The following is a 15,222-nucleotide window of genomic DNA, read 5'->3' on the forward strand; positions in this document are numbered from 1 at the left end:
GGCGCGTCAGTGGGCGGAGACGGAATCGAGGCCCGTGGATTTCACTTCCGGCTGCACGTCCGGCGACGCGAGATAGTCGAGCAACGCCTTCGCTTCCTTCGGATGCTGCGCGCCGACGGGAATGCCCGCGGCGAAGCGCGTGACGGACTGCAGCGACTCGGGAATCTTGCCGACGAAGGTCGCGCCCTTGACCGGCAGCAGCTCGCTCACCTGCTGGAAGCCGATTTCGTAATCGCCGTTCGCGACGACCGACGCCACGGGAATTCGCGGAATCATCTTCGCCTTGTCTTTCACCTGGTCCTCGATACCGAGCTTTTTGAACAGCTCCCGCTCGATATAGACGCCGCTCGCGCTGTCCGAGTAGGCGATCGACTTCGCATGCAGCAGCGTCTGCCTGAGGCCTTCGGGCGAGCTGATGTCGGGTGTCGGCGCGCCTTCGCGCACCACCATGCCGATGCGCGAATCGGCCAGCTCGACGCGCGATCCGGGCATCACCTTGCCTTGCTTGATCAGCGCGTCGAGCGCGTAGCCGACCATGATGACGGCGTCTGCGGGCTCGCCGCGCGCGAGCCTGTTCGGAATCGCTTCGGGCGACTTGCCCATGGACGGGCCGAGCGCGGTGTCCAGCGTGTTGCCGGTCTGGGCGGCGAAGCGGGGGCCGAGCAGTTTGTAGGCAGCGGTGAAGCCGCCCGAACTCATGACGTGCAGGTCGGCGGCCTGCACGTTCGCTGCGGCGGCGGAGGTTGCAACGAGCGCTGCCGCGCAGAGTTTCAGAAGCAGATTTCGCATGGTTGTCGTGAGGCGAGGTCGTGTGTGTGCGTGAAGATGCGGGATGAACCGGGGCTCAGTGCGCCGGCGTCAACGTCGCCGCGCGGCGGCGATAGAGCGCGAACGTTGCGACGAGGGCGCACGCCGCCGCGAGGCTCATCCAGTAGCCGGGTGCGGCCTTGTCGCCGGTCATGTGAATGAGCGCCGTCGAGATGGCCGGCGTGAAGCCGCCGAACACGGCCGTGGCAAGGCTGTAGGCCAGCGAGAAGCCGGCTACGCGCACCTGGACGGGCATCACTTCCGTGAGCGCGACGACCATCGCGCCGTTATAGATGCCGTACATGAACGAGAGCCAGAGCAGGACGAGCAGCATGTTCGTGAACGACGGCGCGTGAGCGAGCAGCGAGAGCGCGGGATAGGCGGTCGCGACGGTGAGCACCGTCATGCCGACGAGAAGCGGCCGGCGGCCGATCCGGTCGGAGAGCGCACCGCCCACCGGCAGCCACACGAAGTTCGATGCGCCGACACACAGGGTCACGAGCAGGCTGTCCGACGTGCTCAGATGCAGAACCGTCTTGCCGAAGGTGGGGGCGTAGACCGTGATGAGGTAGAAGCTCGTGGTGGTCATCGCGACCAGCATCATGCCGGCAACGACGACACCCCAGTTTTGCAGCAGCGTGCCGAATGCTTCCTTCATGCCGGGACGATGCTGGCGCGCCTTGAACTCCTGCGTTTCCGCGAGATTGCGGCGCAGCATGAAGATGAACGGCACGATCATGCAGCCGACTAAAAACGGTACGCGCCAGCCCCACGCGGCGATGGCCGACGCACTGAGCCACTGGTTGAGCGCGAAGCCGAGGGCCGCCGCGACGACGATGGCGACCTGCTGGCTCGCGGACTGCCAGCTCGTGAAGAAGCCCTTGCGGCCGGGCGTGGCCATCTCGGCCAGATACACCGATACGCCGCCCAGCTCGGCACCGGCCGAAAAGCCCTGCAGCAAGCGGCCCAACAGCACGAGCACGGGCGCGAGAAGGCCGATGGCGGCGTAACCGGGCACGAACGCGATCAGGATGGTGCCGCTCGCCATGATGGAGAGCGTGACGATGAGACCTTTGCGGCGGCCCACGTCGTCGATGTAAGCGCCCAGCACGATGGCGCCGAGCGGTCGCATCAGAAAGCCCGCGCCGAAGACGGCGAAGGTCATCATCAACGAGGCGAACTCGCTGTCGGCGGGAAAGAAGACCTTGGAAATCTGCGTGGCGTAGAAGCCGAACAGGAAGAAGTCGAACTGCTCGAGGAAGTTGCCGGCCGTGACGCGAAAGACCGTAGCGGCCTTCGAACGTCCGCTCGGAAGGCTGGACGAAGGGTGCATCGAAGTGTCTCCTGAAATCCGGAAAATGCGCGGGTGTCGGTTGATTGTCGTTTCGGCAATGTTCGCCCGGAGCCGGCGAAACGATAAGTGCGATTTTCGGAAGGATTGATGTTTTTTCGTTATCAATGGGAGACGGCCGGCGGTAGCGGTGCGCATCGCTGATGGTGGCCGCTGCACCGACTCACGCCGACATGGCGGCCGCCCGCTTTCTGGCCCCGCGAGGCTGCCGTGCGGCCTCGGCGAGCGCATCGCGCAGCGCGGCGAGCGCGGCTGACGCGTAGCCCTGCCGCCACGCCAGCAGCGTATCGATCTCGGCGAAGCCGGCGATGGCGTGCTGCATGACGTCTTCCGTCTCCGGCTGAAGGTCGAGCACCGAGCGCGGCGCGACCGCGACGCCTGCGCCGGCCGCCACGCACGCCACGATCGCGTGGTACGAGCCGAGTTCCAGCACGCGCGCGGGCTTCATTCCATGCGTTGCATACCATTGCTCGACGTACTTGCGGTACGTGCAGCCGCGTTCGAACGCGATCAGCGTCGACGGGATCACGTCGCGTGGCGTGCGAACCGGCGGGTGGCCGCGCGCGGTGAGCAGCACGAGGTGCTCGCGGAAGACCGGCACCGTCTCGAACGTATCGGGCAGCGTGTCGGGTGCCGGCGGCCGCGCGAACAGCGCGGCATCCACCTCGAAGTCGCGCACCCTGTCGATCAGCCAGCCCGTCGTGCCGGTCACGAGTTCGAGCGACACGTCCGGCCACGCCTGGTGATAGCGCGCGAGCACGGCGGGCAGGCGGCTCGCCGCCGTGCTCTCCATCGTGCCGAGCCGCAGCCGTCCGCGCGGCGTGTCTTCGCGCATGGCGTCGCGCGCTTCGTCGGCAAGGGCGAGCAGGCGCTCCGCATACGGCAGCAGCGTATGGCCGGCGGGCGTCAGCACGAGCCGGCGCCCGTCGCGCACGAACAGCGCCGCGCCCAGTTCCTCCTCGAGCTGTTTGATGCGCGTCGTCACGTTCGACTGCACGCGATTGAGTTTCGCCGCCGCGCGCGTCACGCCGTTTTCGCGCACCACGGCCCGGAAGATGGCCAGGGCTGCCAGATCCATCGTTCTCTCCCAGCGATGAATGGATTCTCGATTATTCATTTTCGGAGAACGTTGGGTCAAGCTACGATGAAAGCCTTCACCTCCGTTACGGCCGGCGTTTTCCGCGCGGCCCCTCGCATATGGCCCGTTCCGATGCTCCGCCCGCTGACGTCCGCGAGCGTTTGCCCGACACGACCGACCGCCGCGCCGGCGCGGCTGCGCTTGCCTGCATGGTCGGGCTCGCGGTCGCGCTCGGCGTGGGGCGCTTCGCGTTCACGCCGCTGCTGCCGTTGATGCTGGCCGACGGGTCGATCGGGCTGAAGGCGGGCAGCTGGCTCGCATCGGCCAACTACGCGGGCTATTTCGTCGGCGCGCTCAGCTGCGCGGCGCTGCATGTCGCGCCCGCGCGGATGATTCGCTTCGGGCTTGCCGCGACGGCTCTGCTCCTGGCGGCGATGGGCGTCGGGCATCTGCTGCCGGTGTGGCTCGCCGTGCGTTTCGTCGCGGGCGTGGTCAGTGCGTGGACCTTCGTGTTCGTGTCGCAATGGGGACTGCGGCGGCTTGCCGAACTGCACGCGCCGGAGTGGGGCGGGGTGATCTACACGGGGCCGGGTGTCGGCATCGTGCTGACCGGGCTGATCGGCCGTGCGCTGGAGGGTCAGCGCGCCGCGCCGGGCTGGCTCGGATTCGCGGCGCTGTCGGCCGTGCTCTCGATGGCGATCTGGCGCACGTTCGGCGTCGTGCCTGCGGGCAGCGCAACGCCGCAGGCGGCGGCTGGCGTGGTCACCGCAGTGCCCGCCGCGGCGCCGGCATACGACGACACGCGGCGTCAGCGCGCCGATGCGGTGGGACTCGTCGTGCTGTACGGGTTGCCGGGCTTCGGCTACATCATCACGGCTACCTTCCTGCCCGTGATCGCGCGCGCCGCGCTGCCCGCCGGCTCGCCGTGGCCCGACCTGTTCTGGCCGATGTTCGGCGTGGCGCTGATCGTCGGCGCCCTTGCCGCCGCGCGCTTGCCGGCGCACTGGGACAACCGGCTGCTGCTGGCCGCCGGTTGCGCGACGCAGGCGCTCGGCATCGCGGCCGGCATCGTGTGGCCGAACGCGGCGGGCTTCTCGGCGGGCAGCGCCTTGCTCGGGCTGCCGTTTACCGCGATCACGCTGTTCGCCATGCGCGACGCCCGGCGCCTGCGCGGCGCCCACGCGACCGGCCTCATGGGCTATGCGACCGCGTCGTACGGCGTCGGACAGATTCTGGGGCCGCTCGTCGCGGCGCCGCTGGCCGCGCGCTTCGGCTCGTTCACGCCGGCGCTGTGGGTCGCGGCGGCGGCGCTGCTTGCAGGCGCGGCGGGGTTTGTCGCGATGGCCGTACTGGGGCGTCGGGCGCGGGGTTGATACAGGCTCGACGTGGGCTTGATGCGGCCTTGAGGGCACGGGCGGTTCGATGCACGTGGATCGTTCGTACCGTGCCGCGTCCGTGGTTTGCGGCGCGGGGTGGCCATCAGCGCGCCATCGCAAGCGTATGCATGCATGACAGGCGGGCATCCGGTGTGCTTTCTCGTTGCGGACGCCCGGTTCTGTATCGACGCGGAACCGGCTTGCCAGGAACGCGCCCGATGAATCTCGAACAGATTTACGCCCGAATCTGGGACAGCCTCGCCGCCTCGGTACGCGAAGACAGTCTGCCGTTCAAGGTGATGCAGGCTGGCACCATCGGCCTCGACGGGTCGCCGAACGTGCGTACCGTGCTGCTTCGCGGCGTAAGCGAGCGGGAGAACCTGCTCACTTTTCACACCGACCTGCGCTCGCCGAAGGTGGCCGAACTGAGCCGCGAGCCGCGCATTGCGCTCGTTGCCGTGGACGCTGCGCGGAGTCAGCAGATTCGTGTGTCCGGCGAAGCCCGCATCGTGCGCGACGGGCAAGCGCGGCTCGATGCGTGGCACGCCAGTCCCGATCATGACCTGATCGCCTACCGCACGCGACTCGCGCCCGGCACGCCCATGCGCCACGCGGACGACGCGCTCGGAGCCTCACACGATCCGCACGATGTGCCGGGTCCCGCCGAAGGGTTCCAGCATTTCTGCGTGGTCGAGGTTCGTCCGGCACGGCTCGACTGGCTGGACCTGTCAGGGGCTCGCCCATTGCGGGCGTGCTATGCCCGTGAGGGCGACCGTTGGATTCACCGCTGGATCGCGCCGTGACGAGGCGCGTTCAATCGAGGCTGACGGGATCGGCGCCGATACCGCGTCAAGCACCCGCTCAAGCACCGCTCAAGCAGCCGTACCGCGGCGTATCGCCGTCAGCACCGGTTCTCGCGCCTGAAGGTCTCCGACGGCAGTTCCCCGAACTGCTCGCGATACTCGCCCGAAAAATTTCCGAAGTGCCAGAAGCCCCAGCGTGTCGCGACCTCGGTCACGGACCGGGCGCCGCGCAGCTCGCGCCGCACGCGTCCCAGGCGCACCGCGCGAATGTAGGCGGACGGGTTCACGCCCAGCGTTTCCTCGAACGCGTATTGCAGCGTGCGGCGGCTCGCGTGGAAGCGCGCGCAGAGTTCCGCGACGGACAACGCGCAGTCCGGCGATTCCTCGACGACGTCCCGCACCGCGCGCACCAGCTGCCAGTGCCGCGAGATGCGCGCCGCCGCGGGAGACGCGGTTCGCGCGGGCGCATCGTCCGGCGTCGCCGCGAGCATCTCGGCAAGGCCGAAGACGGCGTGCCGCTCGAACGCATCCACGGCGCCGGCGTCGTCGAGCAGCGCGGGCTGCAAGGTGACCGCATCGAGCATCGTCTTCAACGTGGCCCGATACGCCTGCAACTGCACAGGGTCGACATCGAGCACCGTGGCATGCGTGCCGAGCCGCGCCGCGAGCCGCGCGATCTGCTCGCGCGCGAGAACGCTTGCCATCGCGTCGGGCTCGATCTCCAGATTCACGACGACATGTCGGTCCGGCGAAAGAAACTCGAAGCCGCCGTCGCCGGAAAACACGTGCAGGCCGTCGCGATGACTGGCCTGGCCGCACAGCAGCGCAGGCCCTTCCAGCTGGAACGGCACGCCGATCGCGATGCGCCCCGGCGCCACCGCGCCGCGCTGATACACCGTGCGGTTCAGGCGCTCCACCAGCACGCGGATACCGCCCGCGACGAACGAACTCACCGACCCGTCGAACGGTCCGCGCGAGATCTGGCAGTAGGTCTGGTTCCAGGCGTCGAGCAGCAGCGCCTGTTCGTCGACGTTCCGGCAGCGTCGGATGTCGACTGCGGCGCGGGTAGAGGCGCACGTCTGCATGGCGTTCTCCGGCGCGAGTGAAGGGGGCACGGGCACCGACCCGGGAAGCGGGCGGCGTCAGGAATCGGCCGCCCCAGTGTAAGTGAAAAAAATGCGCGCTGTATGGGGGAAACGCCGGGTGCGCGTCGTTCCGCGCGCCGTGTCGTGCGCAACGGTGTCGGTTCGGCGGCGCGGTTCGGGGCCGGTCGACACATCCCGTCCGCAAAGTTTTTTTTGCCAATTTTGGATAGTCGCTACGATTTGGGCTGCTTATCGTGCTTCCAGCGTGGTGACTACCGTTGAGCCAACGGAACGACACAGGAGGCGTTGCATGAGCGTAGCGGCAGGCGGATACACGGAGGGCGCCGGAACGCGCCCGGGCAGGCTGGCGGGCAAGATCGCCATCGTCTCGGGCGGGGCGACGGGCGCGGGTGGTGCGGCGTCGCGGCTGTTTGCCCGCGAGGGCGCGCAGGTCGCGCTCGTCGACGTCAACGGGGACGCGGGCGAAGAGGTGGTCGCGCAGATTCGCGCCGCGGGCGGCGTGGCCGAGCTCTTCACGGCGGACGTCTCGAAGCGTGAGGCGGTGGACGCCGCGGTTGCCGGCATCGCGCGGCGCTTCGGCCGCATCGACGTGCTGTTCAATCACGCGGGCAGTATCGTCGTGAAGCCGTTCCTCGACACGACCGACGACGACTACGACTGGCTCATGGACGTCAACGTGAAGAGCATGTTCATGATGACGCGCGCGGTGCTGCCGCACATGCTCGCGAACGGCGGGGGCTCGATCGTCTGCACGGCGTCGATTTCGTCGGTCGCGGCCACGCCGCTCGAAGTGCTGTACTGCACGACGAAGGGCGCCTGCGCCATGTTTGCGCGGGCCATTGCAGTCGAGTATCGGGATCGCGGCATTCGCTGCAACGCGGTCAACCCGGGCTTCATCGATACGCCGCACGGCCGCCGCGAAATGAGTGCGCTCACGAAATATGGTTTCGACGCGAGCGAGGCCGCGCTCTCGGTGCAGCAGGGGCGGCTCTGCGCGCCGGAGGAGGTCGCGCAGGCCGCGCTCTTCCTCGCGAGCGACGACGCGTCGTTCATCAACGGCGCGCACCTCTACGTCGACAACTGTTTTACCGCGGCCTGAGCGTTCTCGATCGTTCCCGCGGCAACGAAGCATCAGCGGCAACGAAGAAGCATCAATCCAAAGCTGTTCCCATTGCAGTTGCACTGCCCTAAACCTCGAATCAAGGATCGATCATGGATATCAACCCGGCCGTGCAACCGGCTGAGCCGGTCGACAACGACGTCAGGCTCCTGCACAAGATGGGCTACGCGCAGGAGCTGTCGCGCCGCATGGGCGCGTTCTCCAATTTCGCCGTTTCGTTTTCGCTGATCTGCATTCTCTCGGGCGGCATCACGTCGTTCCAGATGGGACTGTCGGCGGCGGGCGGCGCATCCATCGGGCTCGGCTGGCCGCTGGGCTCGGTGTTCGCGCTCGTCGTGGCCGCGGCCATGGCGCAGATCGCGTCGTCGTTTCCCACGGCGGGCGGCCTTTACCACTGGAGCTCGATTCTCGGCGGCAAGACGTGGGGCTGGCTGACTGCGTGGCTGAACCTGCTGGGGCTCGTGTTCGTGGTCGCGGCCATCAACTACGGCACCTACGATCCGTTTTTCCGCACGCTGATCGCGCCGATGTTCGGCGTGAATCCGGATTCGCTCGGCTGGTGGTCGCAGACGCTCTTCCTCACCGTCATCACGGCCTCGCAGGCGTTTCTCAACCATCGCGGCATTCGCATCACAAGCCGCATCACCGATTTGTCGGGATACCTGATCTTCGTCGTGACGGTGGTGCTCGTGATTTCGCTGCTGGCGTTTTCGCCGGTGAAGGTGGACCTCTCGCGCCTCTACACGTTCACGAACTTCACGGGCGTGGACGGCGGCGCGTGGCCGAAGCAGACCATGGCGCTCGCGTTCCTCTCGGGCCTGTTGCTCACGGCGTACACGATCACGGGCTTCGACGCGTCCGCGCACACTTCGGAAGAAACGCACGAAGCCGCGCGCAACGTGCCGCGCGGCATCATCGGGTCGGTGTTCTGGTCCACCACGTTCGGCTACGTGATGGTCTGCGCGTTCGTGCTCGTGATGCCCGATATCGGCGCCGCGGTGAAGCAGGGCACGGGCTTCTTCCAGGCCATCCTCGCGCCGATCCCGGGGCCGCTGCGCATCGTCATCGAACTGCTGATGTTCTTCATCAACTACGTCTGCGGCCTCGCTGCCGTGACCTCGACTTCGCGGATGATGTTCGCGTTCGCCCGCGACGGCGGTCTGCCCGGCTCGAAGTGGCTGCGCAAGGTCAACGCCTCGCATCGCACGCCGGGCACGGCGATCTGGGTCTCGGCCGTGCTCGCCATTCTCGTCACGCTGTACGGCGACGCGTTCACGGTGCTGAGCGCGGGCAGCGCGGTGTTCCTGTTCGTCTCGTACGCCATGCCGACGGCGGCCGGCATCTTCGCCGAAGGCCGCACGTGGACCGAAAAAGGCCCGTTCCAGCTGGGCTGGCTCTCGAAGCCGTTTGCCGTGGCCGCCGTGTTCGGCGCACTCGTGCTCGCGTATGTCGGCATCCAGCCGCCCAACGAGAAGGTGATCTACGTGATGGTCGCGCTGCTCGTGGTGCTGCTTGCCATCTGGTACGTGGGCGGCGTGCGCAAGAGCTTTAGCGGGCCGCCTATCGGCGGCCTCACGAAAGAGCGCGAACGCGCGCTCGAAGGCATCGAAGGGCAACTGGATGAGGCTTGAGCGAAGCTGGTCGGGATCAGTGCCGGGCCGGGCTCTACGCCCGGCCCGTTTGTTTCTGGGGAACCGCGGCTTGGGAGCGGGGCACCGGGAACCCGGCGCCGGCCGCTGTTGCTGGCTCCATGCCGTGAGTCGAGGGGCCGGGTCTTAGTCGAAGTACGTCGCTTCCATATCGTCGAGCAGCCCCGGCTGGGTCGGCGCCCAGTCGAGCAGCCTGCGCGTGCGCTCGCTCGACGCCAGCAGGTCCGCGCCGGCAAAGCGCCCGAACCAGCCGAAATGCTGCACGGCCTCTTCCGGCGAAAGCGAGACGACCGGTATGCCGAGGCGCCGCCCGATCACGTCGGCGATGTCCTTGAACCGCACCCCTTCCTCCGCGATGGCGTGAAACGGGCCGCCCGCGGCGCCGTGTTCGAGTGCCAGCCGGAACACGCGTGCGGCGTCGAAGCGATGGGTGGAGGGCCAGCGGTTGAGTCCGTCGCCCACATAGGCCGACACGCCTTTCTCGCGCGCGATCGCGATGAGAATCGGCACGAAACCGTGGTCGCCCGCGCCGTGCGTCGAAGGCGGCAGCCGCACCGCCGAGGCGCGAACGCCGCGTGCCACGAGCGCGTTCGCCGTCGCTTCGGAGACGCGCGGGTAGTGCTCGGAGCGCGGCGGCGGCACGTCGTCCTCGGTGGCCGCGCGCCCTTGTGTGAGCAACGCGACGCCCGAGGTGACGAGGAGCGGGCGATTCGAGCCCGCCAATGCATCGCCGATCGCCTCGATGGCGCGGCGGTCCAGCTCGCAGTTCTCGACGAACCGCGAGAAGTCGTGATTGAACGCCGTGTGAATGACGCCGTCCGCGGCCGCCGCGCCGCGGCGCAGGGCATCCAGTTCTTCGAGCGAGCCGCGGTGGACCTGAGCGCCGGCCGCGACGAGCGACGCCGCGCCCGCATCCGAGCGGGCAAGCCCGAGCACTTCGTGTCCCGCATCCCGCAATTCCCGCACAATAGCGGAACCGACAAATCCGGTGGCGCCGGTAACGAACACGCGCATAGCCAAATCTCCTGAGTGTTGCTGGTGAATGCTGGTTGATCCAGGGTGGTCCTGGGTGATCCTGGTACGTCGGCACTCTCGCGCGTTCGCGTCACGCGGTGAAGTCGTGGCGTTTTACAGGTATACGGACTAACAGGATGAGCACGCCGAACGCACCCCCCAATCTGCTGGGCGATTACCTGAAGGACCGCCGCGCACGGCTCGACCCCGCCGCGCTCGGCTTTTCGGGCACGCGCCGCCGCACGCCCGGACTGCGCCGCGAGGAAGTCGCGCTGCGCGCCAACGTGAGCGCGACCTGGTACACGTGGCTGGAGCAGGGGCGCGGCGGCGCCCCTTCGGCGGAAGTGCTCGAACGCCTCGCCAGCGCGCTGCTGCTCACGCCGGTGGAGCGCGAACACCTCTTTCTGCTGGCGCAGGGCCGGCCGCCCGCGGTGCGCTACGAAGCGAGCGGCGTGACGCCGCGCCTGCAGCGCGTACTCGATGCATTCGAACTGAGCCCGGCCCTCGTCAAGACGCCGACGTGGGACATCGTCGCGTGGAATCGCGCGGCGGCATCGGTGCTCACCGATTACGCCTCGCTTGCAGTCCAGCAGCGCAATGTCTTGCGGCTCTTCTTCGGCAACCCGCGAATGCATGAAGTGCAACTGGACTGGGAAAGCGTGGCGCGCTTTCTTCTTGCCACGTTCCGTGCGGGCGTCTGCCGGGCGGGGGCAACGGCGGCGGCGAACGTCGAGGCACTGGTCGCGGAACTCAGCGCATCGAGCCCCGAATTCGCGGCCCTGTGGCGCGAAAAGGACGTGCGCATGCACGGCGAGGGCTCGAAGCAGCTGCGGCATCCCGTGGCCGGTCTGCTGTCGCTCGAGTTCTCGTCGTTCGCCGTGGACGGGCGGCCTGACCTCACGATGATGGTCTACAACCCCACCACGGCCGACGACGCCGAGCGCATTCGCGCACTGATCGCCGCGCGCGTGACGGCGCCCGTGACGGCATGACGGTGCGCCGTCCGCCGGCCCGTGCCCGTTCGCTGGGTTCTCGCTCACCCATGCCGGGGCAGTTCGCCTTGCCCGGCTTCGAAGCGCCCGTGCCGGCTGCCACGGACCGCCTGCTGTTCCTGCTGCGTCCCGACGTGGAGGCCGCCGCGCGCGTTGCTGCGCTGGTGCAGCGGCTATTCACTGGGCACGGGCAGCGCGGGCTTGCGGGCGTGCCGGTTCCCGTGCCGCTGCTGCACGTCACCTTGCATGAGCTGGGCGTCTACGCGGGCGTGCCGAACGACGTCGTCGCGCGTGCGAGTGCCGCCGCGACCGCGGTGTCGATGCGGCAGTTCAACGTCTCGTTCGACGCGGCGACCCGCTTCTCGCCGGAGCAGTCGCGGCATCCGTTCGTGTTGACGGGCGGCGAGGGCGTGGTCGGGTGCGCCTTGCTGCATGAGGCGCTGGGCGCCGCGCTCAGGGACGTGGGTTTTCGGGTCGGATCGGCGTCCGGTTATACGCCTCACCTGACGCTCGCGCGCGGCGACAACGGCGCGAGCGACTTCCCTGTTGAACCGCCCATTGCCTGGACGGTGAGCGAGTTTCTGCTCGTGCACAGCCTGATCGGCCAGCGCCGGCATGTGGTGCTGGGCCGGTGGAGGCTCGCGCAGTAAGGACTCGGCCCGAGTGGCCGTGTCGGCGGGTGTGCCGGCGAGCCGAAGGAACCTTCGACGAACAGCCGCCATGCGCTGTGAACGTTTTGTGAACACCCTGATAAAATGCCGGGGCCGCAAACGCCGTGGATCGCAGATGAAATTGCTTGATGCTCTCGTCGAACAACGCATTGCCGCCGCAGCCGCGCGCGGCGAGTTCGACGATTTGCCGGGGGCCGGACAGCCGCAGGCGTTCGACGACGACCTGCTCGTGCCCGAGGAAGTGCGCGTCGCGAACCGCATTCTCAAAAACGCCGGCTTCGTTCCGCCCGCAGTCGAACAGCTGCGCGCGCTGCGCGATCTGCGCGACGAACTGGACGCGGTGAGCGACCGCGCCGCGCGTTGCCGGCTCCAGGCGAAGATGCTCGCGCTCGATATGGCGCTCGAATCGCTGCGCGGCGGCCCCATGGTCTTGCCGCGCGAGTATTGCCGGCGCATTGCCGAGCGGCTGTCCGAGCGTGTCGTGGAAGAGGGCGATGCCGCGAGCACGGAACCGGCGCCGGCCGGCCCTGCGCTTCAAGACCGCCGCGAAGGCGGCGAGAGCCTCGAAGCGAGACCGCGGTGAGCGTCGTACCCGACGAGCCCCACGTGGCCGATACGTCGGAAGGGCCCGGGGCATGCGCGTCGCCGAATGCATCCGATGCTTCCGATACGCCGAACGAAGCGGCGCCATCCGCGGCTAGCCATGCTTTCACGGGCAACCCCGAGCCCGTTTCCGAACGCGATCTCCATTTCATGACGCTCGCGCTCGCCGCCGCTGACGAAGCGCGCGCGGCCGGCGAAGTGCCGGTGGGCGCCGTGCTGGTGTGCGGCGACGAGGTGATCGCGACCGGCTTCAACCATCCTATCGGCGCTCACGATCCCTCCGCGCACGCGGAAATGGTCGCCCTGCGGGCCGCCGCCGCGTCGCAACGGAACTACCGTCTGCCGGGTTGCGAGTTGTATGTGACGCTCGAGCCGTGCCTCATGTGCGCCGGCGCGATCATGCACGCGCGCATTGCGCGCGTGGTGTTCGGCGCACGGGACCCGAAGACGGGCGCCTGCGGCAGCGTGGTCGACGCCTTCGCCAACACGCAGCTCAATCACCACACCACTGTCACGGGCGGCGTGCTCGAACACGCATGCGGCGACGCGCTGCGCAGCTTCTTCGCCGAGCGGCGGCGGGCCAGCCGCGAGGCGCGGGCCGCGGCAGCCGCCACCGCTCAAGCACCGCATACCGATCTGCCTTCCTGACCCACGACGACGACACGACTGCTTCCTGCCATGACCGCTCATGCCCGTACCATTTTGCTGATCGCCCCTTCGGGCTACCCGCACGATCCGGACGCCATCACGCGGGCCGTCGAGCGGCTGCGCGCGGAGGGGCATCGCGTGGAGGGAATAGAGGCGCTCGCGCGGCGTTACCAGCGGTTCGCGGGTACCGACGGCGAGCGTGCCGCGGAACTGAACCGGCTCGCCGATGCCTCGCAGCCGCTGCCCGACATCGTGCTCGCCGTGCGCGGCGGTTACGGCGCGGTGCGCATCCTGCACGGGCTCGACTATGAAGGCTTGCAGCGGCGGCTGCGCGGCCAGCCGGTCGCGCTCGTCGGGCATAGCGACTTCACCGCGATCCAGCTTGCGCTGCTCGCGCGCGCCGGCCTCGTGACGTTCGGCGGTCCGATGCTCGCGAGCGACTTCGGCGCCGAAGAACTGAGCCCGTTCACCATGGAGCACTTCTGGCAGGCGCTATCCAGGCCGTCTTTCACGCTCGAGGTCGAGGCGCCGCAGACCCAGGCTGCGAGCGTCGCGGGCACGCTGTGGGGAGGCAACCTGGCGGTGCTGTCGTCGCTGGTGGGTACGCCCTACATGCCGCCTGTGGAAGGCGGCATCCTGTTTCTCGAAGACGTCAACGAGCAGCCGTTTCGCGTCGAACGGATGATCTATCAGCTGCACCTGGCTGGCATTCTGGCGCGCCAGCAGGCGCTCGTGCTGGGCGGCTTTTCGGGCGGCAAGGCGTTCGACTACGACAACGGCTACGACCTCGCGGCCATGATCGAGCAGGTGCGCGCGGTGGTCGGCATTCCGGTCATCACGGGTTTGCCGTTCGGCCATATCGCCGACATGGTGACGCTGCCCGTGGGCGCAAGGGCGAAGCTGGATGCCGATGCCAACGGGTTCAGGCTCGCGGTGAGCGGCTATCCGCACCTGGGGTAAGAGGCGGCGCGCATCGGGGAAGCGCAGGCGGAGCGGGTTCCATTCACGAATGGCCCGCTTTTTTCTTTTGCTTTCTTCTATGTTCTTCGCGGCGTCGAGGCCGGGTGGCCTCGCAAGGCCTGTCCGACGGGCTCAGCGCGGCACGCTGGGCGCCGCACGAGGCGCCGGGCTCGCGGTGCCGCCACTGCCGGATTTCACGCATTTGTCGCCGGGGCTCACATCGAGCCCCCAGTCACCGTGTTCGTACCAGTCGTCGCCGAGCAATTCGGACGGATGCTGGGTGCGGCTTTGCCCGTTGCCGCAGCGCATGTCGTTCGCGGGACAGTAGTGGTCGCAGCCCCAGCAGATGCGCTCCGGACGCAGGGGGTGTAGCGGAAAGACCTTGACCATGCGTGTTCTCCCGGCGAAGCCATCGCGACAACGCAAAAGCATCATTATCGGGCTCGGCCTGGCAGCGGAGCCGGGTCTGAATGACGCACAGACGCGTGCCGGCTTTGGCGTGGGTCAATTCCGATGGCCTTGCCAGGGCCGTGTGCGTGGCCGCTGTTCCAGCCGTCGTTCTGCCTGGTTTTTTGTTGACAAAATTAGCGGTGAGCCGATCGACCAAGGTGTCTTTCTGAACTCGCTGCAATCCTTGCAGAACCCCGCCGTAACGCCAAAAGAGGCCAGAGCTTAGGTGCTTTGAAGCCCTGCAGCAGCAAACCCCATCCGCTCATCTCCGCGAAAACCCCACTCAAAAATTGTTGACAATCTTTATGTCCATCCTAAGATAACCACCATAACGGCGCCTGCACGGGCGAACGTGCTTCACCCGGGCGCCGGCCATCGGCGCCGACGTGCCTGCACGTGGTGCGCCGCGCACTGAAACGAATCCAGGACAGTACCCACGTCGAGGCGAGCGCCGCGGTCTCGCCTCGACGACAAACGCCGTACGCAAAGTACGCAGGCCACCGTGGCGCCCCATGCCATTTCGCCGGCGCTCAATTTGGCTGACGAGCCGGCAGGCCGCGGCGCAACGCGCCTGCGAGCCCGCCGGCAACTGGC

At 68.0% G+C, this 15,222-nt stretch carries 15 protein-coding genes; 9 read left to right on the plus strand and 6 right to left on the minus strand.

Annotation, left to right across the window (positions count from 1 at the left end; genetic code table 11):
- Positions 1 to 6: 6 nt before the first annotated feature.
- The 3 genes from U0042_RS09970 to U0042_RS09980 all read right to left on the minus strand — a co-directional run bounded on the left by U0042_RS09970 (position 7) and on the right by U0042_RS09980 (position 3,236).
- Positions 7 to 789, minus strand: a complete 783-nt coding sequence (locus U0042_RS09970; protein WP_114814929.1) for a substrate-binding domain-containing protein — start codon at positions 787 to 789, stop codon at positions 7 to 9.
- Between the two features lie 55 nt (positions 790 to 844).
- A complete protein-coding gene (locus U0042_RS09975; protein ID WP_114814930.1) occupies positions 845 to 2,140 on the minus strand; it encodes an MFS transporter in 1,296 nt (431 codons plus the stop codon).
- Positions 2,141 to 2,321: 181 nt separating this feature from the next.
- Positions 2,322 to 3,236 (minus strand): LysR family transcriptional regulator, encoded by a 915-nt coding sequence (locus U0042_RS09980; protein ID WP_114814931.1) that lies wholly within the window; start codon positions 3,234 to 3,236, stop codon positions 2,322 to 2,324.
- A 119-nt stretch (positions 3,237 to 3,355) separates the two neighbouring features.
- Between U0042_RS09980 and U0042_RS09985 the strand changes: the two genes are divergently transcribed.
- Positions 3,356 to 4,609, plus strand: a complete 1,254-nt coding sequence (locus U0042_RS09985; protein ID WP_114814932.1) for a YbfB/YjiJ family MFS transporter — start codon at positions 3,356 to 3,358, stop codon at positions 4,607 to 4,609.
- A 221-nt stretch (positions 4,610 to 4,830) separates the two neighbouring features.
- Positions 4,831 to 5,415: a pyridoxamine 5'-phosphate oxidase family protein gene (locus U0042_RS09990; RefSeq protein WP_114814933.1), complete on the plus strand. Its 585-nt coding sequence runs from the start codon at positions 4,831 to 4,833 to the stop codon at positions 5,413 to 5,415.
- A gap of 98 nt (positions 5,416 to 5,513) precedes the next feature.
- On the opposite strand, the gene U0042_RS09995 is transcribed toward U0042_RS09990, so the two are convergent.
- Complete coding sequence (locus tag U0042_RS09995) at positions 5,514 to 6,500, minus strand: helix-turn-helix domain-containing protein (protein ID WP_114814934.1); 987 nt, start codon at positions 6,498 to 6,500, stop codon at positions 5,514 to 5,516.
- A gap of 310 nt (positions 6,501 to 6,810) precedes the next feature.
- On the opposite strand from U0042_RS09995, the gene U0042_RS10000 reads away from it, so the two are divergent.
- Both U0042_RS10000 and U0042_RS10005 read left to right on the plus strand, forming a co-directional pair.
- The gene (locus U0042_RS10000) at positions 6,811 to 7,620 is read left to right on the plus strand and encodes an SDR family NAD(P)-dependent oxidoreductase (RefSeq protein WP_114814935.1); all 810 of its coding nucleotides are present in this window, start codon (positions 6,811 to 6,813) and stop codon (positions 7,618 to 7,620) included.
- A gap of 113 nt (positions 7,621 to 7,733) precedes the next feature.
- Positions 7,734 to 9,272 (plus strand): amino acid permease, encoded by a 1,539-nt coding sequence (locus U0042_RS10005; protein WP_114814936.1) that lies wholly within the window; start codon positions 7,734 to 7,736, stop codon positions 9,270 to 9,272.
- A 144-nt stretch (positions 9,273 to 9,416) separates the two neighbouring features.
- Here U0042_RS10005 and U0042_RS10010 read toward each other — a convergent pair whose 3' ends face one another.
- Positions 9,417 to 10,304 (minus strand): SDR family oxidoreductase, encoded by an 888-nt coding sequence (locus U0042_RS10010; protein ID WP_114814937.1) that lies wholly within the window; start codon positions 10,302 to 10,304, stop codon positions 9,417 to 9,419.
- Between the two features lie 137 nt (positions 10,305 to 10,441).
- Between U0042_RS10010 and U0042_RS10015 the strand changes: the two genes are divergently transcribed.
- The 5 genes from U0042_RS10015 to ldcA all read left to right on the plus strand — a co-directional run bounded on the left by U0042_RS10015 (position 10,442) and on the right by ldcA (position 14,178).
- Positions 10,442 to 11,296, plus strand: a complete 855-nt coding sequence (locus tag U0042_RS10015) for a helix-turn-helix transcriptional regulator (RefSeq protein ID WP_114814938.1) — start codon at positions 10,442 to 10,444, stop codon at positions 11,294 to 11,296.
- Between the two features lie 50 nt (positions 11,297 to 11,346).
- The gene (locus U0042_RS10020; RefSeq protein WP_157977912.1) at positions 11,347 to 11,946 is read left to right on the plus strand and encodes a 2'-5' RNA ligase family protein; all 600 of its coding nucleotides are present in this window, start codon (positions 11,347 to 11,349) and stop codon (positions 11,944 to 11,946) included.
- A 136-nt stretch (positions 11,947 to 12,082) separates the two neighbouring features.
- Complete coding sequence (locus U0042_RS10025) at positions 12,083 to 12,550, plus strand: DnaJ family domain-containing protein (protein ID WP_114814940.1); 468 nt, start codon at positions 12,083 to 12,085, stop codon at positions 12,548 to 12,550.
- On the plus strand, positions 12,547 to 13,218 hold the full coding sequence (tadA, locus tag U0042_RS10030; protein ID WP_114814941.1) for a tRNA adenosine(34) deaminase TadA: 672 nt from the start codon (positions 12,547 to 12,549) through the stop codon (positions 13,216 to 13,218). Before U0042_RS10025 ends, tadA begins: the two co-directional genes overlap by 4 nt.
- A gap of 30 nt (positions 13,219 to 13,248) precedes the next feature.
- Positions 13,249 to 14,178 carry a muramoyltetrapeptide carboxypeptidase gene (ldcA, locus tag U0042_RS10035; protein ID WP_114814942.1) on the plus strand — a complete coding sequence of 310 codons (930 nt, stop codon included), beginning with the start codon at positions 13,249 to 13,251 and terminating at the stop codon, positions 14,176 to 14,178.
- Positions 14,179 to 14,310: 132 nt separating this feature from the next.
- Here the strand turns inward: ldcA and U0042_RS10040 are convergent, their stop codons facing one another.
- Positions 14,311 to 14,568, minus strand: coding sequence for a DUF3079 domain-containing protein (locus U0042_RS10040; protein WP_114814943.1), 258 nt, complete (start codon positions 14,566 to 14,568; stop codon positions 14,311 to 14,313).
- Positions 14,569 to 15,222 lie beyond the last annotated feature (654 nt).

Origin of the sequence: Paraburkholderia kururiensis (assembly GCF_034424375.1) — a bacterium.
GTDB lineage: Bacteria > Pseudomonadota > Gammaproteobacteria > Burkholderiales > Burkholderiaceae > Paraburkholderia > Paraburkholderia kururiensis_A.

Excerpts from the sequence above, each read along its gene's own strand:
- U0042_RS09970 (WP_114814929.1), bottom strand. The coding sequence starts at position 789 with ATGCGAAATCTGCTTCTGAAACTCTGCGCGGCAGCGCTCGTTGCAACC.
- U0042_RS09975 (WP_114814930.1), bottom strand. The coding sequence starts at position 2,140 with ATGCACCCTTCGTCCAGCCTTCCGAGCGGACGTTCGAAGGCCGCTACG.
- U0042_RS09980 (WP_114814931.1), bottom strand. The coding sequence starts at position 3,236 with ATGGATCTGGCAGCCCTGGCCATCTTCCGGGCCGTGGTGCGCGAAAAC.
- U0042_RS09985 (WP_114814932.1), top strand. The coding sequence starts at position 3,356 with ATGGCCCGTTCCGATGCTCCGCCCGCTGACGTCCGCGAGCGTTTGCCC.
- U0042_RS09990 (WP_114814933.1), top strand. The coding sequence starts at position 4,831 with ATGAATCTCGAACAGATTTACGCCCGAATCTGGGACAGCCTCGCCGCC.
- U0042_RS09995 (WP_114814934.1), bottom strand. The coding sequence starts at position 6,500 with ATGCAGACGTGCGCCTCTACCCGCGCCGCAGTCGACATCCGACGCTGC.
- U0042_RS10000 (WP_114814935.1), top strand. The coding sequence starts at position 6,811 with ATGAGCGTAGCGGCAGGCGGATACACGGAGGGCGCCGGAACGCGCCCG.
- U0042_RS10005 (WP_114814936.1), top strand. The coding sequence starts at position 7,734 with ATGGATATCAACCCGGCCGTGCAACCGGCTGAGCCGGTCGACAACGAC.
- U0042_RS10010 (WP_114814937.1), bottom strand. The coding sequence starts at position 10,304 with ATGCGCGTGTTCGTTACCGGCGCCACCGGATTTGTCGGTTCCGCTATT.
- U0042_RS10015 (WP_114814938.1), top strand. The coding sequence starts at position 10,442 with ATGAGCACGCCGAACGCACCCCCCAATCTGCTGGGCGATTACCTGAAG.
- U0042_RS10020 (WP_157977912.1), top strand. The coding sequence starts at position 11,347 with ATGCCGGGGCAGTTCGCCTTGCCCGGCTTCGAAGCGCCCGTGCCGGCT.
- U0042_RS10025 (WP_114814940.1), top strand. The coding sequence starts at position 12,083 with ATGAAATTGCTTGATGCTCTCGTCGAACAACGCATTGCCGCCGCAGCC.
- ldcA (WP_114814942.1), top strand. The coding sequence starts at position 13,249 with ATGACCGCTCATGCCCGTACCATTTTGCTGATCGCCCCTTCGGGCTAC.
- U0042_RS10040 (WP_114814943.1), bottom strand. The coding sequence starts at position 14,568 with ATGGTCAAGGTCTTTCCGCTACACCCCCTGCGTCCGGAGCGCATCTGC.